The 22,075-nt window shown below is 70.0% G+C and carries 21 protein-coding genes; 9 read left to right on the top strand and 12 right to left on the bottom strand.

Translation table 11 applies throughout. The features are described from left to right. Nucleotides 1-241: 241 nt before the first annotated feature. Complete coding sequence (locus tag ACIBG8_RS31245; protein ID WP_397346606.1) at nucleotides 242-2,353, bottom strand: peptidase M6; 2,112 nt, start codon at nucleotides 2,351-2,353, stop codon at nucleotides 242-244. Between the two features lie 106 nt (nucleotides 2,354-2,459). Here ACIBG8_RS31245 and ACIBG8_RS31240 point away from each other — a divergent pair, with 106 nt between their 5' ends. Both ACIBG8_RS31240 and ACIBG8_RS31235 read left to right on the top strand, forming a co-directional pair. Beyond that, on the top strand, nucleotides 2,460-3,626 hold the full coding sequence (locus tag ACIBG8_RS31240; protein WP_397346605.1) for a PucR family transcriptional regulator: 1,167 nt from the start codon (nucleotides 2,460-2,462) through the stop codon (nucleotides 3,624-3,626). A gap of 17 nt (nucleotides 3,627-3,643) precedes the next feature. Next, nucleotides 3,644-4,597, top strand: coding sequence for an imidazolonepropionase-like domain-containing protein (locus ACIBG8_RS31235; RefSeq protein WP_397346604.1), 954 nt, complete (start codon nucleotides 3,644-3,646; stop codon nucleotides 4,595-4,597). On the opposite strand, the gene ACIBG8_RS31230 is transcribed toward ACIBG8_RS31235, so the two are convergent. After that, nucleotides 4,585-5,001, bottom strand: a complete 417-nt coding sequence (locus tag ACIBG8_RS31230) for a MarR family winged helix-turn-helix transcriptional regulator (protein WP_397346603.1) — start codon at nucleotides 4,999-5,001, stop codon at nucleotides 4,585-4,587. The genes ACIBG8_RS31235 and ACIBG8_RS31230 overlap by 13 nt on opposite strands. Before the next feature lie 77 nt (nucleotides 5,002-5,078). On the opposite strand from ACIBG8_RS31230, the gene ACIBG8_RS31225 reads away from it, so the two are divergent. Beyond that, on the top strand, nucleotides 5,079-6,815 hold the full coding sequence (locus ACIBG8_RS31225) for an ABC transporter ATP-binding protein (RefSeq protein WP_397346602.1): 1,737 nt from the start codon (nucleotides 5,079-5,081) through the stop codon (nucleotides 6,813-6,815). Here ACIBG8_RS31225 and ACIBG8_RS31220 read toward each other — a convergent pair. Then, nucleotides 6,767-7,447 (bottom strand): cytochrome P450, encoded by a 681-nt coding sequence (locus tag ACIBG8_RS31220; protein ID WP_397346601.1) that lies wholly within the window; start codon nucleotides 7,445-7,447, stop codon nucleotides 6,767-6,769. The two genes, ACIBG8_RS31225 and ACIBG8_RS31220, sit on opposite strands and share 49 nt — an antisense overlap. Before the next feature lie 97 nt (nucleotides 7,448-7,544). On the opposite strand from ACIBG8_RS31220, the gene ACIBG8_RS31215 reads away from it, so the two are divergent. Further along, nucleotides 7,545-9,083: a gamma-glutamyltransferase family protein gene (locus tag ACIBG8_RS31215; RefSeq protein ID WP_397346600.1), complete on the top strand. Its 1,539-nt coding sequence runs from the start codon at nucleotides 7,545-7,547 to the stop codon at nucleotides 9,081-9,083. Nucleotides 9,084-9,119: 36 nt separating this feature from the next. After that, entirely contained in the window at nucleotides 9,120-9,419 is a 300-nt protein-coding gene (locus ACIBG8_RS31210; RefSeq protein ID WP_397346599.1) for a DUF5709 domain-containing protein, read from the top strand. A gap of 3 nt (nucleotides 9,420-9,422) precedes the next feature. On the opposite strand, the gene ACIBG8_RS31205 is transcribed toward ACIBG8_RS31210, so the two are convergent. Next, complete coding sequence (locus ACIBG8_RS31205; protein WP_397346598.1) at nucleotides 9,423-10,070, bottom strand: HAD family hydrolase; 648 nt, start codon at nucleotides 10,068-10,070, stop codon at nucleotides 9,423-9,425. Between the two features lie 48 nt (nucleotides 10,071-10,118). Between ACIBG8_RS31205 and ACIBG8_RS31200 the strand changes: the two genes are divergently transcribed. Next, nucleotides 10,119-10,772: a M50 family metallopeptidase gene (locus tag ACIBG8_RS31200; RefSeq protein WP_397346597.1), complete on the top strand. Its 654-nt coding sequence runs from the start codon at nucleotides 10,119-10,121 to the stop codon at nucleotides 10,770-10,772. On the opposite strand, the gene ACIBG8_RS31195 is transcribed toward ACIBG8_RS31200, so the two are convergent. The 4 genes from ACIBG8_RS31195 to ACIBG8_RS31180 are packed head-to-tail and all read right to left on the bottom strand — an operon-like array spanning nucleotide 10,721 to nucleotide 13,410. Next, on the bottom strand, nucleotides 10,721-11,131 hold the full coding sequence (locus ACIBG8_RS31195) for a DUF5360 family protein (RefSeq protein ID WP_397346596.1): 411 nt from the start codon (nucleotides 11,129-11,131) through the stop codon (nucleotides 10,721-10,723). The two genes, ACIBG8_RS31200 and ACIBG8_RS31195, sit on opposite strands and share 52 nt — an antisense overlap. Further along, nucleotides 11,115-11,657 (bottom strand): TetR/AcrR family transcriptional regulator, encoded by a 543-nt coding sequence (locus ACIBG8_RS31190; protein ID WP_397346595.1) that lies wholly within the window; start codon nucleotides 11,655-11,657, stop codon nucleotides 11,115-11,117. The genes ACIBG8_RS31195 and ACIBG8_RS31190 overlap by 17 nt, the downstream gene beginning before the upstream one ends. A 26-nt stretch (nucleotides 11,658-11,683) precedes the next feature. Further along, a complete protein-coding gene (locus ACIBG8_RS31185; protein ID WP_397346594.1) occupies nucleotides 11,684-12,316 on the bottom strand; it encodes a response regulator in 633 nt (210 codons plus the stop codon). Beyond that, nucleotides 12,313-13,410, bottom strand: coding sequence for a sensor histidine kinase (locus ACIBG8_RS31180; RefSeq protein ID WP_397346593.1), 1,098 nt, complete (start codon nucleotides 13,408-13,410; stop codon nucleotides 12,313-12,315). The genes ACIBG8_RS31185 and ACIBG8_RS31180 overlap by 4 nt, the downstream gene beginning before the upstream one ends. Nucleotides 13,411-13,517: 107 nt before the next feature. On the opposite strand from ACIBG8_RS31180, the gene ACIBG8_RS31175 reads away from it, so the two are divergent. After that, nucleotides 13,518-14,108, top strand: a complete 591-nt coding sequence (locus ACIBG8_RS31175) for a DUF998 domain-containing protein (RefSeq protein WP_397346592.1) — start codon at nucleotides 13,518-13,520, stop codon at nucleotides 14,106-14,108. Nucleotides 14,109-14,404: 296 nt separating this feature from the next. Here the strand turns inward: ACIBG8_RS31175 and hrpA are convergent, their stop codons facing one another. Then, on the bottom strand, nucleotides 14,405-18,274 hold the full coding sequence (gene hrpA, locus ACIBG8_RS31170; protein ID WP_397346591.1) for an ATP-dependent RNA helicase HrpA: 3,870 nt from the start codon (nucleotides 18,272-18,274) through the stop codon (nucleotides 14,405-14,407). A 117-nt stretch (nucleotides 18,275-18,391) separates the two neighbouring features. Then, nucleotides 18,392-18,838, bottom strand: coding sequence for a MarR family winged helix-turn-helix transcriptional regulator (locus tag ACIBG8_RS31165; RefSeq protein WP_397346590.1), 447 nt, complete (start codon nucleotides 18,836-18,838; stop codon nucleotides 18,392-18,394). Between the two features lie 58 nt (nucleotides 18,839-18,896). Between ACIBG8_RS31165 and ACIBG8_RS31160 the strand changes: the two genes are divergently transcribed. Continuing rightward, entirely contained in the window at nucleotides 18,897-19,445 is a 549-nt protein-coding gene (locus ACIBG8_RS31160; RefSeq protein WP_397346589.1) for an isochorismatase family protein, read from the top strand. Nucleotides 19,446-19,824: 379 nt separating this feature from the next. On the opposite strand, the gene ppgK is transcribed toward ACIBG8_RS31160, so the two are convergent. Together ppgK and ACIBG8_RS31150 are read right to left on the bottom strand one after the other, a co-directional pair. Then, nucleotides 19,825-20,541, bottom strand: a complete 717-nt coding sequence (ppgK, locus tag ACIBG8_RS31155) for a polyphosphate--glucose phosphotransferase (RefSeq protein WP_397346588.1) — start codon at nucleotides 20,539-20,541, stop codon at nucleotides 19,825-19,827. 38 nt (nucleotides 20,542-20,579) lie between these two features. Beyond that, the gene (locus tag ACIBG8_RS31150) at nucleotides 20,580-20,882 is read right to left on the bottom strand and encodes a hypothetical protein (RefSeq protein WP_397346587.1); all 303 of its coding nucleotides are present in this window, start codon (nucleotides 20,880-20,882) and stop codon (nucleotides 20,580-20,582) included. A gap of 74 nt (nucleotides 20,883-20,956) precedes the next feature. Here ACIBG8_RS31150 and ACIBG8_RS31145 point away from each other — a divergent pair, with 74 nt between their 5' ends. Next, a complete protein-coding gene (locus ACIBG8_RS31145; RefSeq protein ID WP_397346586.1) occupies nucleotides 20,957-22,069 on the top strand; it encodes a TIGR03118 family protein in 1,113 nt (370 codons plus the stop codon). The last annotated feature ends 6 nt before the right edge of the window (nucleotides 22,070-22,075 follow it).

Below are 22,075 nucleotides of genomic sequence, written 5' to 3'. Positions count from 1 at the left end.
GCCACGGTCGTGTGAATGCTTCCGGTCAGCCGGATGACCCGAATCGATCATCCCAGAAAAGCCCCTGGTCAACCCCCGGCCCGGCAGTCCCTGATGAGAGGAGAGAGATCAGTTAAGAACACCTGACGAAGAGACCTCTCACATCTCCCTCACCTGCGTAAGCAAGCGCGGGGGAAAAAGGAAAGGTCTTTCTGCTAGGCGTGTGGCCGGGCGCGGAGGGCGCCCGGCCACGTGAGGGGTGCTACAGACCGACCGCGTGGCAGGTGGTGGTCATGGTCTTGCTGGGGTCGCTCTCCGAGGTGGCGGTCAGCGTGACCTTGCCCAGCCGGCTGCCGCCGTCCGCGCGCAGCGCGTTGACCTTCACCAGTGCGTGCTCGCCGAAGTTCACCGACGCCAGCGCGTTGGGAAGCTGCACCGACCAGCCGTTGCCGGAGACTTCCGCCTTGAGACGGTAGACGTCGCCGTTGAGGTAGGCGCTGACGTCCTCGGGGTGCGTCCCGGCGGCCGGAGCCGCCTTACCGGTGTTGAACAGCGGGAACGTGCACGTGGAGATCCCCTTGCCGACCGGGATCCCCGCCGCCGGAAGCAGCCTGACGCCGCGCTTCTGCGGCCCCGCCCCGTCCAGCGAACGGATGGCCACCGTGTACGACAGGATGCCCTTACGGTCGCGCTTCACGTCGGTGACGTAGAAGTGCAGCCGGTTGGCCTGGTCGACGTACTCGTACTCGCTGCCCGAGTCGGTCCCCGCGTGGAAGAGCGCGTCGGACAGCTGCCGGTAGTCCCCGATGGTGATCGGAACCTTGGTCCCGTCAGGCAGGACGTAGTCGGTCATGTTGATGTCCTGCGGGTTGGCGTCGATCACCCACTCGAAGGGCGCGTTGTCCTGGTTCTTCGTCTTGGCCAGCAGGACGCCCGAGTCAGGGGTGAACGAGTCGGTGCCCATCCGGTCGACGACCTCGACCGTGTAGTTCTCGTAGCCGCCGCCGTCGCACAGCGGGTCGGTCTGCCAGCGGCACGCCGCCGACTTGTCGCCGGTGTCGAACTGGATGTTGACCCCGGCCAGCCCCTTCTCGCCAGGGTTCACCTCGCGAGCGGTCACCCTGGCGGTCACCAGGCCGGACTCGTCGAGCGCCTCGCGCGACAGGCGCAGGACGTTCTTCTCGTCGACCATCTGCAGCTTGATCTTGTTGCGCAGCATGTGCTGGGCGCCCATGGACGCGCCCGAGGTCGGCGGGATCAGCCACCGGCTGTGCGGCCCGCCAGGCCCGTTGAAGGTGCCGCGGCTGAGCATCTCCCAGATGCCGGAGTACGCCCTGCGCACCGGGTTGGCGAACGGGTTGTTGTAGTTGTCGAACACGCCGAAGATGTGGCTGAGCTCGTGCGCGTAGACGGACATGCCGGAGCTCTCCGCCTGCACCGAGTCGACGCCCGGGTTGGCGTTGGGCCAGAAGGTGGAGCCGGACTGCCACGAGGTCCACGGCACGTAGCGGGTCTTGACCCAGTTGGGCAGAGCCGGGTCCTCGGGACCCCACTCGTCGGGCACGTCCTCCTTGGTGGGGAACTTCATCATCCCGAACTCCTGCCAGGTGGACGACTCGTCCTGACCGGCGCTGAGGTAGAAGATGAAGTCGTACTTGGCGGCCTCGTCAGGCGGGATCGCGCCGATCCAGGCGGCGTGGCCGTCCGCGCGGAGGTTCTTGTTGCAGGTGTCGCCGGCCGGGCAGCCGGTGCCGCCCTGGAACTCCATGGCGTACTCGTGGTCCTTGCCCGGCAGCGTGTACGGGCCGAATCCGGTCAGGTCGACGCCGATGCGGCCGTTGGAGTCCTCCATCCAGTACTCGTGGATGGTGTGGCCCTTGTTGAGGTCGCTCGGGGTGTTGAGGAAGTCCTGGTAGAACTTGGCGACCTGGTCGCGCGGGACGTCGTGCGCCTGCGCGCTGGGGTTCTTGAAGATCGTCGAACCCTGCGGCTGTGTCACCACGAACGGCTGGTTCGGGTAGTCGAGCAGCACGAGCGCGCCCTTGAACTGGCGCGTGGAGCCCTTGCGGCTGGGGTCGTTCCAGGTGGTGTCCGGCACCTTCTTGTAGTCGGCCCACGTCATGTGGTCGGGGTTCTTCCAGTTCTGCGGGTCGATCGGCGCGACCTCGGGGGCCGGCTTGCCGGTGCGCAGCGTCTGGGCGTCGGCGTCCTGGTCCTGCTGCCATGGCTGCGTCTGCGGCCACTGGTCGAGACGCCAGGGTGTTTCTGGATCCGGGGAGGAAGGATCGGCGGAGGCGGGGGTGGCCGAGAGGCCCAGCGGGATCAGCACCAGGGCTGCAAGCAGGCCTTTCAGCAGCTTCTTCGGGTAACTCACGATTCAGGACGCTATAGACGCTCTTGACGGAGATCACCGATCAGTTGTAGGGAAGACCCACCAGGCTTATTCCGACATTTGATGAAAAGTCCAGATGGGAGCGGCGGTGGTGGATCTGCAGCGCGCCGTCGACGAGCTCGCCGCGCGTCTGGGCAGGCCGATCCTCCTGGAGGACCGGCTGCAGCGGGTCGTCGCCTACAGCGAGCAGAGCGGCGCGCTCGACGACATCCGGCGCGACTCCATCCTGCGCAGGCACACCACGCCCGAGGTGCGCCAGTGGTTACGCCAGACGGGGATCTTCGAGTCCTCCGGCCCGCTCCGCACTCCGGGCAACCCCGAGCTCGGGCTGCTGGCGCGGGTCTGCGTCCCGGTCAGGCACTCGGGCGCGCTGCTGGGCTTCCTCTGGTTCATCGACGCCTCCCCTGCCATGTCAGCGGCGGACGTCGAGCTGGCCGCCGACGTGGCGCCCGCGCTGGCGCTGTCGCTCTTCCACGAGAGCCTGGCGATCGGCCTGGCCTCGCACCGGGAGCTGGAGGCGGTGACCGGGCTGCTGCTCGGCGAGCGGGACGCGGCGCGGCCGCTGATCGAGGCGGGGTTCCCTCAGGCGCAGCCGGTGACCGCGCTGGTGGCCATGCCATTGTCCGCGGAGCCTGGCGACGCGCTGCGGCTCTCCCTGGAGCAGGGCCTGCTCGCCGTACGGCGGCGCCTGGCCGGGCACCACCCGCTGCACCTGGTCCGCTACGACCACGCCGTGCTCCTCACCGCGGGCCCGGCGCTGCCCGACGACCTGCACGCGGCCATGCCGTTCCCCGTCGTGGTCGGCATCGGACGGCCGCGCCCCAGCCTGGCCGAGGCGGCGGACTCCTACACAGAGGCGCGGCACGCGGCCGAGGTGGCCGCGCGGGTGCCGGGACTCGGCAGGTCGGCGGAGTGGGCCAGGCTCGGGGTCTACCGGATGCTCACCCACCTCCCGCGCGGCGACCTGCACCCGGGGCTGGAGCGATTACTCGCCGACGAGCAGCACCTCCCGCTGCTGGAGACCCTGGAGGCGTATCTCGATCTGGCCGGCAGCGCCGTGGCCACGTCCCGCCTGCTCCGGCTGCACCGCACCTCCCTCTATTACCGGCTGCAACGCGTGGAGGAGCTGGCGCAGACCGACCTCAAGGACGGTGGCGAACGGCTCAGCCTTCACCTCAGCCTCAAGCTCGCCAGACTGTCGGGCAGATATCGACCCCGTGTCGCAATTGCACCGAGTCCTGGAGCTGCCGTTTAATGCCAGGGGGAGATCTCATGCGGTTTGCGGCGCGTACTGGGCAGGTTCTCCGTACCCGCGCGCCCGAACCCGTCGTGCTGCACTCCGCCCGCCTCGTCATGCCCGTCGCCACCGAGCCCGTCCGCGACGGCGCGGTGGTCGTGCGCGGCGACCGGGTACTCCAGGTGGGCAGGCGCGCCGACCTGCTGACCCACTTCCCCGTCCGCGAGGAGCGGCGTTGGGACGGCCTGATCGTGGCCGGGCTGGTCGACGCCTACGCCACCGCTCTTTCTCCCGGGGTCACGGCAGCCGCCTGCATGAACTTCGTGGCCCCCGGCGTCACCTACATCGAGGTGACCTGCGGGTCTGAGGAGGCGTGGGAGGACAGCGAGCGCGACGCGCTCATCACCGCGCTGCGCGAGGTCGACCATCCAGGCCCGGTGGGCATCGCGGCGCACGCGCGCGACCCGCACGTGCTGGAGGACGTGGCGGTGCTGGCCAGGACGTTCGGGATGCGGCTGCTGGCGGACCTGTCGCTGCGCTCGGCGCCCGCACTGGACGAGGCGGGCGTGCTCGGCCCCCACTGCCACGTCGTGTGCTCCGGCCCGCTGGACCCGGGCGAGCGCAAGCTGCTGCGGCTGCGGCAGACCGCTATCGCGGTCAGCCCCGGGCCGGGCGACGCGCTGGCGCTGCTGGAGGAGCGTGACCCGATCGCCCTGAGCCTGAGCGCGGCCGCGCGTGTCCGCGCGCAGGCTCGTGCGCTCGGGCTGCGGATGACCGGACTGGACCGGTTGCTGGTCGAGGCCGCCACGCTGGGCGGCGCTCGGGCGCTGGGCATGAACCAGGGGCCTGGCAGGATCGGCTCGCTCGGGCCTGGCAGCAGGGCCGACTTCGCGGTGTTCGCGGCCGGGGGCCGTTATCCGTACAGCTCCCTGCTGGACGACGCGCCCTGCCTGGCGACGGTCGTCGGGGGCGCTACCTACCAGGGCTGAGCGTCGACGATCGCGAGCAGCGCGCGCAGCTGCTCCTGTTGCTCTTCCGAGAGTACGGAGAACAGCTCGCGGGCCGCCTCGCCACGCGCCTCGACCACCTGCCCGTAGACCTGCCTGCCGCGCTCGGTCAGCACCAGCAGGGTGGAGCGCCGGTTGGCCGGGTCGACCTCCCTGCGTACCAGCCCCGCCTCCTCCAAGGCGTCGACCACGGGCGTCACCGAGCGCGGGACGATGCGCAACGACTCGGCGAGCCTGCCCATCCGCAGCGGCCCGTCGGCCTCGGCGAGCACCCTCAGCGCGCGGCCCTGACCTGGGCTGAGGCCCAGCGGTTCGAGCACGCGGCGGTAGCCGTGCTTCAGCCGGTGGCCGGTGCGGTGCACCAGCTCTGACAGTTCGGTCTCCACAGTCAGAGTTTATCTCATTGTTCTCGGGAATGATTATGAGGTAACCTCTGTTTGAGTCAACATCTGAAAGGACGTCTATGACAGAGGAACCCCGCGCGCCGATGCGGCGCATCGTCAAGCTCTTCCGCCCCTATCGCGGGCGCCTGGCCGTCGTTCTCGGCCTCATCGCACTGTCGTCACTGGTCTCGCTGGCCTCGCCGTTCCTCCTGCGCGAGGTCCTCGACGTGGCGATCCCCCAGGGAAGGACCGGGCTGCTCACCCTCCTGGCGCTCGGCATGATCGCGGTCGCGGTCACGACCAGCGTGTTCGACGTGATGCAGACCTTCATCTCCACCACCGTCGGGCAGCGGGTCATGCACGACCTGCGCACCAGCGTCTACAGCCACCTCCAGCGCATGTCGCTGGCGTTCTTCACCCGCACCCGCACCGGCGAGGTGCAGTCGCGCCTGGCCAACGACATCGGCGGCATGCAGTCGGTGGTCACCTCCACGGCCACCTCGATCGTCTCCAACCTGACCACCGTGCTGGCCACCATCGTGGCGATGCTGGTGCTCGACTGGCGGCTGACGCTGGTGTCGCTCCTGCTGCTGCCCGTCTTCGTGGGCATCAGCCGCAAGGTCGGCAAGGAGCGCAAGAAGATCACCGCCCAGCGGCAGACGAAGCTGGCCGCGATGTCGTCGATGGTCCAGGAGTCGCTGTCGGTCAGCGGCATCCTGCTCGGCCGGACGATGGGCCAGTCGCCCGAGCTCACCCGGCGTTTCAGCGGCGCCTCCGACGAGCTGGCCGACCTCGAGGTGCGCTCCAGCATGGCCGGCCGGTGGCGGCAGTCGTCGATCCAGATCATCATGGCGGCGATGCCCGCGGTCATCTACTGGGCCTCCGGCATGACGTCGCTGGTCTCGATCGGCACCGTCGTGGCGTTCACCACGCTGCAGATGAGCCTGTTCCGCCCGACCGTGTCGCTGCTGCGTACGGGGGTGGAGGTGCAGAGCTCGCTGGCGTTGTTCGGCCGCATCTTCGAGTACCTCGACCTGCCCGTCGACATCACCCCGGGCTCGCGTTCGCTGGACCGGCCGCGAGGCGACGTCCGCCTCTCCAACGTCTCCTTCTCCTACGGGGAGGCGCCGACGTTGTCCGACGTCTCCCTGACGGTTCCCGCGGGAACCAGCCTCGCCATCGTCGGCGAGACCGGCTCGGGCAAGACCACCCTCAGCTACCTGCTCCCCCGCCTCTACGACGTGGGCGAGGGTCAGGTCACCATCGACGGCGTCGACGTGCGCGACCTGACGTTCTCCTCGCTCGCCGAGACCGTCGGCGTGGTGTCGCAGGAGACCTATCTCTTCCACGCCTCCATCGCCGACAACCTCCGCTTCGCCAAGCCCTCGGCGTCCGACGAGGAGCTCGTCGAGGCGGCCCGCGCCGCCCGCATCCACGACCACATCTCCGGGCTCCCCGACGGGTACGACACCGTGGTCGGCGAGCGGGGCTACCGCTTCTCAGGCGGGGAGAAGCAGCGCCTGGCCATCGCCCGCACGCTGCTGCGCAACCCGCCGATCCTCGTCCTCGACGAGGCAACCAGCGCCCTGGACACGCAGACGGAACGCGCCGTCCAGGAGGCCCTGGAGACGCTGGCGCGGGGCCGTACCACGATCACCATCGCGCACCGCCTGTCCACGGTCCGCGACGCCGACCAGATCGCCGTGCTCGACCACGGCAAGGTCGTCGAACTGGGCACCCACGAGGAACTGCTGGCCCTGGACGGCCACTACGCGTCACTCGTGAGCCGCGACACCCTCGAACTCACCGCCGCCTGAGCGTTCTCGCGCTGGCGGGGGACGGTGGGGTGGGCGGGTCTGGGGACGGCTCGGCCCACGCGGTGGACGGCGAAGCGAAGGCGGGACGGGTCCAGCTTCGCGGGCACCGGGTCCAGGAGTTCGTAGCCACGTTCCGGAAGCAAGGACGCCAGCGCCGCCTGGCCCAACGTGAGGGTTTCCTCGGCGCACAGGTCGGCTGGGGTTCCCGCGCTGAGCCAGTGCCAAGGGGAGAAGGCCTGCACTGGGGCCAGTAGGTGGACGGGGATGGTGATGGTGGTGCCCGCCGGCAGGCGGATGCCCTGCCACGCCACGGGGGCGGTGGTCACCCGGGTCAGGAACGGGGCTCTGGGCCACAGGCGCAGGGCCTCCACGAGGCAGCCACGTAGGAACGGGGTCGGACCGCCCACGGCGAGCTCCTTGACGGCGGTCGCGCAGGCGTGGGCGTCGCGGGCCAGCAATGCCAGCGTACGGACCACGTCCGGGCCGACCAGCACGCGCAGGCGTCCGCCCGAGAGCACCCCCTCGCCCACGTTCGGCGCTTCGCCGATGGGGAGGGGTGCGGGGATCGGTCCCGGGCCGGTGATGGCAAGGGCGCGTCTGGCGTCATCGTGCGACTGGATGGTCAGCTGCATACCTGTCTCTCCCCCGAAAGACTCGCATCATTACCGACATCCCTCCCCAAAGCCCCTCAATCCCATGCGCGAGGTAAGCAAGCCGTACCCTCTTAAGGTGCAGAACACCAGATATGCCCGGTCCGGCATGGTATGTAGCGTTGACCATCTGGCGTCCAACGCCGGGGTCGTCATGCTGGATCGCGGCGGTTCAGCGGCCGATGCGGCCATCGCCACCAACGCGGTGCTCGCCGTCACCGCGCCCCACATGTGCGGGCTGGGCGGCGACCTGTTCGCCCTGGTTCACGATGGTTCGGTGCGGGCGCTCAACTCCTCCGGCCGCGCGGGCTCCGGAGCGGACCCGGCCCGGCTGCGCGCCGAGGGCCACACCCGCATGCCGTTCCTGCGCGACATCAGGTCCGTGACCGTGCCCGGCTGCGTGGACGGCTGGCTGGCCCTTCACGAGCAGTACGGCAAGCTGCCCCTGGCCGAGCTCTTCGAACCGGCGATCAGGCTGGCCGCCGGCGGGTTCGCCGCCTCCGTGCTGGCCCTCGGCGCGCCGAGGGTGGCCGCCGAGCCGGGCGCCGGCGACTTCGCCGGGGTGACCAAGGCGGGCGACGTGATGCGGCGTCCCGGGGTGGCGCGCACGCTGGCCGCCATCGCCGCGCTCGGCCGCGACGGGTTCTACCTGGGCGAGTTCGGCGAGGGCCTGATCGAGCTCGGAGCGGGCGAGTACGCGGAGGCCGACCTGGCGAAGCCGGGGGCCACCTGGGTGACGCCGCTGAGCGTCCGCGCCTTCGGCCACGACGTCTGGACGATCCCGCCGAACTCCCAGGGCTACCTGACGCTGCTGTCGCTGGCCATCCTCGACGGCCTCGACCTGCCCTCCTCTCCGGCCCACGCCGCGTGGGCGCACCTGCTGGTCGAGTCGGCGCGGATAGCCGGGCACGACCGGCTCGCCGCGCTCCACGAGAACGCGGCCGACCTGCTCGCCCCCGCCGAGATCGAGCGGCGCAGGGCGCTCATCGACTCCCGGGCCAGGATCAAGGTCAGTACGCCGGTGGCCGAGGGCGACACGACGTACCTGTGCGCGGTCGACGAGGACGGCATGGGCGTCTCGCTCATCCAGTCCAACGCGTCCGGGTTCGGCAGCCTGCTGTTCGAGCCGCGCACCGGCATCAACCTGCACAACAGGGGCATCGGCTTCTCGCTGGTCGAGGGGCACCCCGCCGAGTACGGCCCCGGCCGCCGCCCGCCGCACACGCTGGCCCCCGCGCTCATCACCCGGCCGGACGGCTCGCTGCGCTCGGTCGTGGGGACGCAGGGGGGCGACGCGCAGCCGCAGATCCTGCTGCAGGTGATCACCAGGCTGCTCAAGTACGGCCAGGCCCCGGGCGAGGCCATCGCGGCGCCGCGGTGGCGGCTCGGGACGGGCGGCACCGGCTTCGACACCTGGGACGCCCCGGACGAGACGACGGTCGAGATCGAGGAGGGCGCGACGTGGGCGGACGGCCTGGGCGCGCTCGGCCATCCCGTCGAGGTCAAGCCGTCCAGCTCGGCGTTCGGGCACGCGCACCTCATCGACCTGCTGCCGGACGGCGTGCTCGCCGGTGCGGCTGACCCGCGCTCGATCATCGGGGCGGCCGCCGGGCGTTGAGGGGGTTTTGGGCGGTTCGCTGGGTAGGGACGGGATATGACCGAAACTCCAGCGGACCGCTACGGGATCGAAGACGACGAGCAGCAGGTCGAGGTGGACGAGTGGAACGACGACCTCGGCCGCGACCACGTGATCGCCGAGGACGACCCGGAGCACCGCGACACGATAGCCGAACGCATGTGGCGCGAGGCGCCGGAGCGCGAGCGCGCGCCGCGCGAGGACTTCCGCCTGGTGGGGGTGGACGGGGACGGCGAGGAGCTCGCCGACGACGTCGGGGAGGACTCGGGCGGGTTCTCGGCGGAGGAACGCGCCATGCACATCGAGCCCGACGCCTAGGCCCTAATCCGCCAGAAGCCGGGGAAGCGACAAGAGGTCGTCGATCACATAGTCCGCCTGAGCCGCCTCGGGCCGGTCCGCGTGGAGGTACCCCCACGGGCCGCGGCGGAGCAGCGCCGTGCGCATGCCCGCCCGATTCGCCGGCAGGATGTCGTTGTCCAGCCGGTCCCCCACATAGAGGATCTCCTCCGGCGCCCGCCCGGCCACAGCGGCCACCTTCGCGAAGAACTCCGGCGCCGGCTTGGACACCCCCCACCCGTCCGAGGTGTGGATCGAGTCCACCGGCAGGTCCATCGCCGCCAGCGCGTCGAACGCCTGCACCGGCTGGTTGCCCGCCACCACGACCTGGAAACCGGCTTCACGCAGCGCCGTGAAGGCGGGCCGTACGTCCGGATAGAGGTCGTCGGCGTCGAAGTTCTCCCGCAGCCCGTCGGGGTCGTCCCGGCGCCACGCCTCGACCTCGGCCCACACGTCCAGCCCCGGCCGCAGGATCTCGAACGCGTCGCGGTGCGAGCGGTCCAGCGCGGCCACCCCGCCCAGCACGCCCATGAAGGTCAGCCGCGTGACACCCAGCCGGTCCGCCCACCGCGACCAGATGCGCGTCTCGTCGATCAGCGTCTCGCCGACGTCGAACACCAAAGCCTTGATCACACGCTCGATCCTATCCACTGTCAGGGGAAAGTCCTTTAGTGTGCGCGTGTGGACAGGTACGGCTTCGCCACCGGCGTGGTGGCGCTGGTCCTGGTGGGGTTCCCGATCACCTGGGCGCTGGTCGGGCCGCTCGTCGCCGCCGTGCACGAGGCGGGACACGCGGTCGTGGGCATCCTGTGCGGCCGGAAGGTGAAGAAGATCAGGATCGAGCCCGAGCACCGGGGCTCCACCGAGTTCGACCGCAACGTCAACACGCTGATGACGATGGCCGGGTACCTCAGCCCGCCGTTCGCCGGGCTCGCCGCAGCGCACGCGGTCAAGTCCGGCTACGCCGACCTGGTGTTGTGGGTCCTCGTCTTCGTGCTCGGCTCAGGGCTGGTGCTCCTGGTGCGCAACCTCTTCGGCGCCCTCGCCGTCGCGCTGACGGCGGTCGTGTTGTGGATCGTCGCGGCCAAGGTGGGCGCCCCGGCGCGCGAGGCGGTCGCCCACGTGGTGGCGTGGGTGCTGATGCTCGGCGGGGTCAGGTCGGCGTTCACGATCCAGGGCATGAACGTCGAGGGGCGGGCGGACGGCTCGGACCCGGTGGTTTTGCAGTCGCTCACCGGGCTGCCCGCCGTTCTGTGGTCGATGCTCCTGGCGGGAGCCGGATGTTATGCCCTGTATTCGGGAGCCGTGGTGCTGATCCCGTCCTGGGCTCCCTGAGTGACCAGGCAGGCGATCGCGGGGATCGGGAAGAGCAGCAGGTAGAGGTTCGGGATCCACCACATCAGCGAGAAGTCGCCGCGCAGGGTCCAGAACGCGATCGCCATCAGCCCCGAAGCCATGGTCAGCACCAGCGAGACGAGCATCAGCGGCTGGTTCCTGCGCAGCAGGCTCACCAGGCCGGTGAAGCTCGCGACCATGTCGATCCAGAGGAACGACCAGTTCCAGTCGGCCATCAGCGGGTTCGCGTAGTCGGCGAAGGCCCACTCGGGCGGGATCACCCGTAATCCGGTGATCGTGAAGTAGGCGATGAAGCCCAGGTCGGTGATCAGCATCAGCGTCTTAGTGGTGCGCAGCACGGTCGATCATCTCCATCAGTCGGGCGCGGGTCTGCTCGTGCAGCCCCGGGGACGGCTCGCCCAGGCCGAGCAGGCGCGCCGCCCACCAGCCGTCCACGGCGAGCCTGATCACGGTGGCCACGGCCGGGTCGACGCCGTCGGCGGTGAGCCGCTCCTGCCAGGCGGCGAACCGCTGCCTGAGCGGCTCCAGCCCGGCCGGGTCGATGAGCACTCCGGCCAGCAGCGCGGCGGTGACGCGGTCGGCGTACGGCGTGTGCCGCTCGGGGATCGTGGCGGCCACGTAGGCGCGCAGGAAGTCGCCGGGACGGTCGCCCGCCTGGTCGAGCGCCTCGTCGAAGGCGCCGATCAGCCGGTCGACCATGGCGGCGACCAGCGCCTGTTTGGTCGGGAAGTGGTAGAACAGGCCGCCCTTGGAGACGCCGGCGCGGGTGGCGACGGCCTCCAGCGTGAGCGACTCGGCCCCGTCGGACAGCAACACCTCGGCGGCGGCGTCGAGCAGCCGCTCCTTCGAACTCGGTCGTGGCACCCTTGAAACTATACCGGCCAGCCGGTTTACTTCAACCCCGCCTCGAACGCCAGAAGTCCGGCCTGGGTGCGGTTGGCGCAGTGCAGCTTGACGAGGATGTGCGACACGTGGCCCTTCACCGTGGTCTCGCTGAGGTGCAGGAGGCGGCCGATCTGCGCGTTCGTCATCCCCCTCCCCAGGCAGCCGAGCACGTCGCGCTCGCGCTCGGTCAGCGACCGCAGCCTGGCGGTGGCCTCATGCCGCCTGGACGCGGTCGCCACCAGGTGCGCCGCTGCCGGGCGCGACATCACCGTGTGCCCGTTGGCCGCCGCCTTGACCAGCGTGATCAGGTCGGCGGGCGGCGTCGACTTCAGCAGGTAGCCGGTCGCCCCGGCACCCAGCGCCCGCAGCACGTGGTCGTCGGCGTCGAACGTGGTCAGCACCAGGATCACCGGCGGCCTGGCGAGCGCCGTGATACGCGCGATCGCCGCCAGCCCGTCCACGCCCGGCATGCGCAAGTCCATGATCACCAGGTCGGGGCGGTGCCTGATGACGGCCTCGACCCCGGCGGCGCCGTCCTGCGCCTCCCCCACGACGGCCAGGTCGGGCGAGGAGCCGAGGATCGTCCGCAGGTGGGCGCAGACCATCGGCTCGTCGTCGACCACCACGATCCTGATCATGACGCTGCCCTCCCCGGCAGGGTGACCTCGACACGGAACCCGCCCTCCTCCGACGGGCCAGCCGTCAGCGATCCGTCCACGAGGGAGACCCGCTCGCGCAGGCCGAGCAGCCCGGTCCCCGATCCGGCCGCCGCCAGCTCCGGGTCCCCCGGACCGTCAGGAGCCGTGTTGGTGATCGTCAGCCTGGCCGTCGCGCCGGCGCTGCGCAGCCTGACGGTGGTGACCGCGCCTGGCGCGTGCTTGCGCACGTTCGTCAGGGACTCCTGTACGGCCCGCCGCGCCGTACGGAGCACGACGGGCGAGACGAGGGCGTCGCCGTCCGCCTCCAGGCTGGCGGGCAGGCCCGCCGCGGCGACCAGCTCCTCCAGCGCCGGGAGCAGCGGCTGCTCCTCGACCGGCTCCACCTTCTGCGCGGAGGGGGCGCGCAGAACGCCGACCAGCTCGCGCAGCTCGTCCAGGGCCTGGCAGCCGGTGGCGCGCAGGGTCTCGGCCGCCTGCCTGGTCGACGGGTCGTCGGTGGTGAGGCCGAGCGCGCCCGCCTGGAGCACCATCAGGCTCACCCGGTGCGTGACGAGGTCGTGGATGTCGGCTGCCAGCCGTACCCGCTCCTCGCCTCTGGCCTGCTCGGCGAGCAGGTGCTGCTCGCGCTCGGCGCGTTCCGCCCGGTCGGTGAGGGCGCGCAGCAGGCCGTGCCTGGCGGAGAGATACAGCCCGAGCAGCGCGGCGGCCGCGGTGAGGAGCCCGGTGCGGATGCCGAACTCCAGCGTCGGCGCCCACCACAGTCCCAGCGCCGTGAAGACCACAACCGGCGCCGCGGCGGCCAGCCTCGGCGAGCCGTGTCGCATGGCGAGGTATGCGGCGAAGGGCGCGGCCGGCGGCACCCAGAGCAGCACGTCCCCGCTGCCCGGCAGCACGAGCAGGTGGACGGCCGCCGCGCCGACCGTCACCCAGGCGACGACGAGCGGCGCCCGGACCATCGGCGCCAGCGCCGCGGCCAGGAGCACGGCGCTCACCGGCCAGGACGGGTCGAGCACGTCGATCACGTGGAACGTCAACGCCAGGGCGGCCGCGGTCATCGCCAGTCGAACCAGCACGCCCCAACCCTAGGCGGGGCCTTCCGGTGGGACACCCTACGAAAGTCGGATATATCCGCACCTTCCGCGGTTCTGCCTGCGGCGGGTCCGGCGGTGCAATCGGGGCCATGAGAAGAAAGCTCCTGTTAGCGGGCACCGTCGCGCCGGTGGTGTCGCTGCTGATATTCCACCTCGACATGATCACCAGGCCCGGCTACGACGCGCTGTACCACGGCCCCAGCCTGCTGATGCTGGGTGGACGCGGCTGGCTGCAGATCGCCAACTTCGTCGTCACCGGCGCCGTGATGCTCGCCTGCGGGCTGGCCGACCGCCGCAGGCTCATGGCGGTGTACGGCCTGGCCATGATCTGCACCGGCGTGTTCGTCACCGACCCGCAGCTCGGCTACCCGCCCGGCACCCCGCTCGACCTGCTGCCCGGCGTCAACGCGCCGTCCACCTGGCACGGCACGCTGCACTGGATCTCGGTGTTCTTCCTGTACGGCGCGGCCGTCGCCGCCTGCCTCGTGTCGCGGTCGCGGCTGCTGATCGCGTTCGGCGTCGCGATGCCCGTGGTGCTGCTCCTGGGCACGCTCGTCTTCCAGGAGCGCGGCATCACCAGCGAGGTCTACGCGGTGCTCGACGGGGTGTGCGGGCGGCTGATCATCCCGTTGGGCTGGCTCTGGGCCTCGATCGCCAACCACAGGGCGGCACGCGCATGATCACCTTGTCGGGTCTCACCAAGCGGTACGGCTCCGCCACAGCGGGCTCGGCGCTCGTCAACGGGCGTCGCTACCAGGACCTGCGTGTGCCCCTGCGCGAGGTCCGCGCGCTCCTGAACGCGCGCCCCCGATGTAAGGCCCGCGACCACCTGCGGGCGCTCGCGGCGAGCAATGGCATCCCGGACCGCCGGGTCGGGGAGGTGGCGCGGCCGTGGTCCACGCTCGCCGGGATGCAGGTGATCGTTCCCGGCGCATCGTGGGGTGGTTTCGGGATCTACGTGGCTTTCGTGGCAACGTCAGGCCGTGATCTTTTCCATGGCCTTCGTGATGCGTTTCTCCGAGACCGGGGTGGGGGTGCCGAGGGTCTGGGCGAAGAAGCTGACCCTCAGCTCCTCGATCATCCAGCGGATGTCGGTGACGTCCCGGTCGCTCCGCCGTACGGGAGGAAGCTTGTCGAGCAGGTCGTGGTAGTCGTCCTCGACCTTGTGGATCTTGTCCATCCACTCGACGTCGCGCCACGGCTCCTCGGGGAGCTTGGTGAGACGTCGCTCGATCGCCCGGACGTACCGCGAAATGTCGGACAGGCGGCTGGAGCCGGTCGCGGTGATGAAGCCCTTGAAGACGAGCTTGTCCAGCTGGTCGCGGATGTCGTCGGTCGAGGCGGACTGCCGCGCCGCGCCCAGCTGGACGCCCACGGCGTGCCAGGCCGTCAGGATCTGCTCCACCCGGCCCAGCACCTCCTCGGCCGTGTCGTACAGGTGGGCCCGCACGTGCTGGTAGAGACGGTCGAAGGCGACCGGCTCCCACGCGGGCCCGCCCACGTCGGCCATCAGCTTGTCCACCGAGGCATAGACGACGTCGTCGAAGAGCGCCACGGCGCCGCCGTGCGGGCTGCGGGACAGGGCCAGCTTGGCCTGGTTCGACAGCCTGCCGAGCAGTGACTTGGCCGGGTTCGTCACGTTGAGCAGCAGCAGCCTGCGGGTGCCCGTCCACATGGACCGGCGCTGCTCGGCCTGCGTCTCGAAGATGCGCACCCCGACGCTGGAACCCTCGTCGACCAGCGCCGGATAACCCTTCATCCGGCCCTGCTCGAACACCTTGGGCAGGGTGCCCAGGCTCCAGGTGTGCAGGCCCGACTGCTCCAGGTCGTCCCCGGCCGCCGACAGCGTCCTGCGCAGGCGCGGGGCCAGGCGCTTCTTCAGCGCGTCGAGGTCCTTGTCCTCGGCGATGGTCTTCTTGCGCTCGTCGACCACCCGGTAGGTCACCCGCAGGTGGTCGGGCAGCAGGTCGAGCTGCCACGCCTCGCGCGGCACCCGTACCCCGGTCAGCCGCAGCAGCTCCCGCTCCACCGCGGCCAGCAGCGGCTCGTCGCCCGGCTGGGCGGCGGCGAGCACCTGCTTGGCGAAGTTGGGAGCCGGGACGAAGTTGCGCCTGATGTGCTTGGGCAGCGACCTGATCAGCGCGGTCACCAGCTCCTCGCGCAGGCCGGGGATCTGCCAGTCGAAACCGTCGGCGTTGACCTGGTTGAGCATCTGCAGCGGCACGTGCACGGTCACGCCGTCCGCCTCGGTGCCCGGCTCGAACTGGTAGGTCAGCTTCATCCGCTGGCCGAGCTGGCGCCAGGTGTCCGGGTAGTCGTGCGTGCTGACGTCGGCGTTCTCGTTGACCAGCATCTCGGGGGTGAAGGTCAGCAGGGTCTTGTCTTCCTGCTTCTTCCACCACGAGTCGAAGTGGCGCGCGGACACCACGTCGGCGGGGACGCGCTGGTCGTAGAAGTCGTACAGCGCCTCGTCGTCGACCATGATGTCGCGGCGGCGCGCCCGGTTCTCCAGCTCCTCGACCTCGCCGAGCAGCTTGCGGTTCTCCTTGAGGAAGGCGTGGTGGCTGTCCCAGTCGCCCTCGACCAGGGCGTGCCTGATGAACAGCTCGCGCGACAGCTCGGCGTCGATGCGGCCATAGTTGACCTTGCGGCCGACCACGAGCGGCACGCCGTACAGCGTGACCTTCTCCAGGGCGATGACGGCGCCCTGGTTCTTCTCCCAGTGCGGCTCGGAGTAGGTGCGCTTGACCAGGTGCTGCGCGATCGGCTCGACCCAGTCCGGCTCGATCTTGGCGTTGACCCGCGCCCACAACCTGGACGTCTCGACCAGCTCCGCCGACATCACCCACTGCGGCTGCTTCCTGGCCAGAGCCGACCCGGGGAAGATCGCGAAGCGGGCGTTGCGCGCGCCGATGTACTCCTGGATCGGCCTGCGCCCCCCTTCAACCGGCTTCTGCTTGTCCACGACGTCCTTGACGCCGATGTGGCTGAGCAGGCCGCTGAGCAGGGAGACGTGGATCTGGTACGGCTCGCCGGGCGTGCTGTTGGGCGGGGCGCCGAGGGAGTGCCTGAGCTGGCTGAAGATGTCCTGCCACTCGCGCACGCGCAGGTAGTTGAGGAACTCCGTCTTGCACAGGCGGCGGAAGGCGCTGGACGACAGCTCCTTCTGCTTCTCCTTGACGTAGTTCCAGAGGTTCAGGTAGCTGAGGAAGTCGGACTCGGGGTCGGCGAAGCGGCGGTGCTTCTCGTCGGCCGCCTGCTGCTTCTCCGAGGGGCGCTCGCGCGGGTCCTGGATCGACAGGGCCGAGGCGATCACCATGACCTCGCGCAGGCAGCCGTTCTTCTCCGCCTCCAGCACCATGCGGGCGAGCCTGGGGTCGACGGGCAGCTGGGCCAGCTTGCGCCCGACGCCGGTGAGCGCGCCGTGCGCGTCGAACGCGCCGAGCTCCTGCAGAAGGTTGACGCCGTCGCGCACCTGGCGCTTGTCCGGCGGCTCCACGAACGGGAACGCCTCGATGTCGCCGAGCCCGATCGTGGTCATCTGCAGGATGACGCTGGCCAGGTTGGTGCGCAGGATCTCCGGGTCGGTGAACTCGGGCCTGCCGGCGAAGTCGTCCTCCTCGTAGAGGCGGATGCAGATGCCGTCGCTGGTGCGTCCGCATCGGCCCTTGCGCTGGTTGGCGCTGGCCTGGGAGATGGCCTCGATGGGCAGGCGCTGGACCTTGGTGCGGTGGCTGTAGCGGGAGATGCGCGCGAACCCGGGGTCCACGACGTACTTGATGCCGGGGACGGTCAGGGACGTCTCGGCCACGTTGGTGGCCAGGACGATGCGGCGGCCGGTGTGGCGCTGGAAGACGCGGTGCTGCTCGGCGCTCGACAGGCGGGCGTAGAGGGGGAGGACCTCGGTGTTCCTGAACTCGGCCTTGGTCAGGACGTCGGCCGTGTCGCGGATCTCGCGCTCGCCGGAGAGGAACACCAGGATGTCGCCCTGGCCCTCGGTCATCAGCTCGCGGCAGGCGTCGAGGATGCCCTGGGCCTGGTCGTCGTCCTCGCCGAGCGGCCTGTAGCGGACCTCCACCGGGTACGTGCGGCCGGAGACCTCGATGATCGGGGCGTCGTCGAAATGCTTGGAGAAGCGCTCGGGGTCGATGGTGGCGCTGGTGATGATGACCTTGAGGTCGGGGCGCTTGGGGAGGAGCTGCTTGACGTAGCCGAGGATGAAGTCGATGTTGAGGCTGCGCTCGTGGGCCTCGTCGATGATCAGCGTGTCGTACTGGTCGAGCAGGCGGTCGTTCTGCAGCTCGGCCAGGAGGATGCCGTCGGTCATGAGCTTGACGAGGGTCTTGTCGCCGGCCTGGTCGGTGAAGCGGACCTTGTAGCCGACGACCTCGCCGAGGGTGGTGCCTAGCTCTTCCGCGACACGTTCGGCGACGGTGCGGGCGGCGATGCGGCGTGGCTGGGTATGCCCGATGAGCCCCCTGACCCCGCGCCCGAGTTCAAGGCAGATCTTGGGAATCTGCGTGGTCTTCCCGGAGCCGGTCTCCCCCGCGATGATCACAACCTGGTTGTCGCGAATGGCAGCCAGGATGTCGTCGCGTCGCTGGGAAACCGGCAGATTTTCCGGATATTTCACGACCGGTACGGCTTCGCGGCGTTTCGCGAGGCGTTTTTCGGCTCGTTCGATGTCACCGAGGATCTCGGTCGTGATCTTGTCGCGGGCCTCGCGGCTCTTGACACGGCGCACGCCATCGAGCCTGCGCCGAAGCCGCCGCTGGTCGCGCGGCATGAGCTCGGGCAGGCGAGACTGGATCTCGGTGAGTGGTGAGGTCAAGGAAGGCGTTCCCATACTGCTTTCAGGATACGTAGGGCAGTCCGCAACGCTGCCAACCGCCCATCGTGCCCGACCATTCCCCTCCCCGCATCCCAATATCCCCCCACCCGGGTTACGGACGGCCCGGGCGGGTTACTCCGGCAGCCCCTCCGCAGAGGCCAGCCGACGCAGCACGTTGCGCAGCCCCGCCTCCTCCTCCGGCGCGAGACCCCCCACGAGCTCCTCATCCATGGCCCGAGCCAGCGCCGTACACCGAGCGAGCAACCCCCGCCCCTCCTCCGTCAACGCCAGCACCTGCCGCCGCCGATCCTCAGGATCCCGCTCCCGCCGTACGGCCCCCAACCCCTCCAGGTGATCCGCCAGGGACACCACCAGACTCGGCGCCACCCGCATGATCTTGGCGACCTCCAGCTGCGACGCCGCCATCCCCGACTCCAGCACGCTGAGCATCGCCACGTGCTTGGGCTTCACATCATGTACGGCCAGCCGCTCGGCGAAGCGGTCACCCACGATCGTCCCCAGCACGCCCATGCGGAAAGCCACGGTGGAGGTCAGCTTGACATCGTTCACAGTCAGCATGCTACCGTCCTTACATCGTTCAGCTACTGAATGATTCTCCCTAGGAACGGATAACGTCATGCTCGACCCCCGCACCGTGCAGATCGTCCTCGCCGACCTCCAGGACGGCATCGTCGACGCCAGCCGTACCAACCCCCCAGCAGCCATCAAGCGCGCGGTGACCACCCTCACCGCCATCGCCGGGAACCTCGGCCTCCCCCTCACCGTCTCCGCGGCCCCCCGCCCCGGCGGCCCCGCCAACATCGCCGAGATCCCCGAGGACGCACCCGTCTTCGTCCGAACGGGCCCGAGCTGCTGGGACGACCCCAAGGGCCGCGCCGCCATCGACGCCCACAACCGCCCGGTGCTGGCGCTTTGCGGCGTGACCTCAGAAATCGTCATCGTCCGCACGGCACTGGACGCGCTGGCGTCCGGCTACCAGGTGATCGTGCTGGTCGACGCCTGCGGCGGCATCACCGACCGAACGGAGGCCGCGGCTTTCCGCCAGATCGAAGCCGCGGGGGGCACGGTGAGCTCGGTGGCGGGCTTCGCCTCCGACATGGTCCGCGACTTCACCACCCCCCAGGGCCGCGCCACCATAGCCGCCCTGCACTCCCTGATCGCCTGACCCCATCGACTCGCAGACTCCCCGCCGCCCGCCGTAACGGCCCCTTGCCCCACGCTCCAAGAACCGCAAGGAGGGGAGGAACAGAGATGCGATGGTCTCCGCCCCCGATGCGAGGCGTCACTCTGCCAGCCGCTCTGAGGGGACCCCACGCCTCGGCCGGACCCCGCAGGCACCGCGCCCTCACGGCTCCACACATTGGCGCCCTCCGCGCCTTGGCGAGCCCCGCGCGAAAGGGAGAGCACGAGTTGCGAGGTGAATCGGCACCCCGGCGGCCAGGGGCCCGGCTCCGTGTTGGGCGCTGGGGCGGGCGGGAGTGCCCCAGGCCCAGGCGGGGTGGGGAGAGGGTGTTGCGGGCGTGCCTGGGTCGGGGGTTGAGGGGTCAGGAGGTGGTGGTTTGGGCGGCGCCGATTATGCCTGCTTCGTTCTGGAGCTTGGCGGGCACGACCTCCGTGTCCACGGAGATGTGGGGGAGGAACTTGTCGGACTTCTTGCTTACTCCGCCGCCGATGATGATCAGGGAAGGGGAGAAGAGCATGTCTACGTGGCGCAGATACTCCTCCACCCGTTCTGCCCACTTCCCCCAGCTCAGGTCGTGGTCTTCGCGGGCCTTGTCGGAGGCGCGGTGTTCTGCGTCCTTTCCGTCCAGCTCCAGGTGGCCCAGCTCGGTGTTCGGGACCAGCGTGCCGTCGATGAAGAGGGCGCTGCCTATCCCGGTTCCGAAGGTCAGCATCAGGACGGTTCCTCGCCGCCCCCGGCCCGCGCCGAAGGTCATCTCGGCGATACCTGCCGCGTCGGCGTCGTTCAACACGGTCGCGTCGCCGAACAGCTTGCTCGCGTCGACACCGATCCACGACTCGTGCACGTTAGCCGCGGACCTGACGACGCCGTCCACGACCACGCCGGGAAAGGTGACCCCGACAGGACCGGTCCAGGCGAAATGGTCGACGATCTCGGCAACCACCTCGGCGACCGCTGCGGGCTTGGCCGGGTGAGGAGTGGGGATGCGCAGGCGTTCCTGCGTGAGCTCGCCGGTTTCAGTGTCGACCGGCGCGCCCTTGATGCCCGAGCCGCCGATGTCGATGCCCAGTACGTCCATGTCTGGGATCTGCCCTGAGAGGGGTAAAGAAACGCTGCTCAGGTCCCATGGTTTTCGCGGCTGCTGAGCGTTTTGGCGGACTCTCGCATGTTTTTCGCGGTCGTGCGATAGGCCTCCGGATATTTCTTGATCTCGCGGGTGATGCCGGAGGGGCCGTTGAATTCGGTCTCCCAGTTGTCGGCGGCCGGGCCCGACCAGATGTCGCTGCCGCCCTGCTGGCGGGTGATCCCGGCGACCAGCGCGGCCGCGTTCTCGGCCCAGGCGTCGAACTTCGCGGCGTATTGGCGCTTGGCTGCCGCCTCGTCGGCTGACGTGTTGAACATGACCGGTTCTGGACTCATATTTCCGACCCTACTGAACCCGTCCAGAACCCCTCGCGTATCTCGCGTCACAAGCGCATACCAAGGAGGCACGGATGCGGCATCCCCCATACATGGTCGTGCTCTGTACGGCAGCCCTCGTCCTGGGAGCGACCCCCGCGCCCACGAACGCCGCGGGAGCGGGCGCCACGCGCGGCAGGTTCGACGTGGTCAATCTCGTCTCCGACGTCAAAGGCCGCGCGGCCGTCACCGATCCCAAGCTGGTGAACCCCTGGGGCCTGGCCATGGGCAAGACCCTGTGGGTCTCCGCCACCGGCACGGGCACGGCCACCGTCTACTCCGGCCAGGGCAAGAAGGAGACCACGGAGGTGGTCATTCCCGGCGGCGCCCCCACCGGCCAGGTCTTCAACCCCACGGAAGGCTTCACCGTGAAGGGTAAGCCGGCCACATTCATCTTCTCCAGCCCGAGCGGCGCCATCACCGGCTGGAACGCCGAGGCGGACCCGGGCAACGCGATCATCGCCGCCTTCACCAGAGGCGCCGACTACAAGGGCCTGGCCCTCATGCGTACGGAGGACGACGGCGACTTCCTGCTCGCCGCCGACTTCGCCCACGGCAGGATCCACGCCTTCGACGACGACTTCCAGCGCGTACGGCTGGCCCGCTGGCAGTTCAGGGACCCGGCGGTCCCGTCCCGCTACGCGCCCTTCAACGTCTCGGTGGCCAACGGCTCCGTCTGGGTGTCCTACGCCCAGCGCGACCCGGCGACCGGCAAGTCGGTGTCCGGCCAGGGCAAGGGGTTCGTCAGCAGGTTCAGCGCCGAGGGCAGGCTGACCGGCCGGATCAGCAGGGGCGCGCTCAACGCCCCCTGGGCCGTGACCACCGCGCCGAGCTCCTTCGGCCCGTACGCGGGCGCGCTGCTGGTCGGCAACTTCGGCGACGGCACGATCCAGGCGTACAAGCACAGCCGCCACCTCGGCCCGCTGCGCGACGCGTCAGGGCGGCCCGTCGTGCTGCCGGGACTGTGGGACCTGGAGCCGGGCACGGCGGAGAACGGCGGCGAGAACGCCCTGTGGTTCGCCGCCGGAATCGACGGTGCCACCCACGGCCTGCTCGGCCTCATCCGCCCAGCGGGCGCACGCGCCCCTGCGAGCCCTCAGCCGACGACCCCCGCGCCCACGCCGACGAAGTCCGGCTACGACTACTGAGGAGCG

This window comes from Nonomuraea sp. NPDC050556, from assembly GCF_044457355.1.
Taxonomy (GTDB): domain Bacteria; phylum Actinomycetota; class Actinomycetes; order Streptosporangiales; family Streptosporangiaceae; genus Nonomuraea.
The sequence above is the reverse complement of the archived record's forward strand: the minus strand, read 5'-3'. Positions and strand labels throughout refer to the sequence as shown.

Bases quoted from the DNA above. Each gene is read 5' to 3' on its own strand.
- ACIBG8_RS31220 (WP_397346601.1), bottom strand. From the start codon at position 7,447: ATGCAGCTGACCATCCAGTCGCACGATGACGCCAGACGCGCCCTTGCC.
- ACIBG8_RS31185 (WP_397346594.1), bottom strand. From the start codon at position 12,316: ATGATCAGGATCGTGGTGGTCGACGACGAGCCGATGGTCTGCGCCCAC.
- ACIBG8_RS31225 (WP_397346602.1), top strand. From the start codon at position 5,079: ATGACAGAGGAACCCCGCGCGCCGATGCGGCGCATCGTCAAGCTCTTC.
- ppgK (WP_397346588.1), bottom strand. From the start codon at position 20,541: ATGGACGTACTGGGCATCGACATCGGCGGCTCGGGCATCAAGGGCGCG.
- hrpA (WP_397346591.1), bottom strand. From the start codon at position 18,274: ATGGGAACGCCTTCCTTGACCTCACCACTCACCGAGATCCAGTCTCGC.
- ACIBG8_RS31145 (WP_397346586.1), top strand. From the start codon at position 20,957: ATGCGGCATCCCCCATACATGGTCGTGCTCTGTACGGCAGCCCTCGTC.
- ACIBG8_RS31175 (WP_397346592.1), top strand. From the start codon at position 13,518: ATGAGAAGAAAGCTCCTGTTAGCGGGCACCGTCGCGCCGGTGGTGTCG.
- ACIBG8_RS31210 (WP_397346599.1), top strand. From the start codon at position 9,120: ATGACCGAAACTCCAGCGGACCGCTACGGGATCGAAGACGACGAGCAG.
- ACIBG8_RS31235 (WP_397346604.1), top strand. From the start codon at position 3,644: ATGCGGTTTGCGGCGCGTACTGGGCAGGTTCTCCGTACCCGCGCGCCC.
- ACIBG8_RS31150 (WP_397346587.1), bottom strand. From the start codon at position 20,882: ATGAGTCCAGAACCGGTCATGTTCAACACGTCAGCCGACGAGGCGGCA.
- ACIBG8_RS31165 (WP_397346590.1), bottom strand. From the start codon at position 18,838: ATGCTGACTGTGAACGATGTCAAGCTGACCTCCACCGTGGCTTTCCGC.
- ACIBG8_RS31160 (WP_397346589.1), top strand. From the start codon at position 18,897: ATGCTCGACCCCCGCACCGTGCAGATCGTCCTCGCCGACCTCCAGGAC.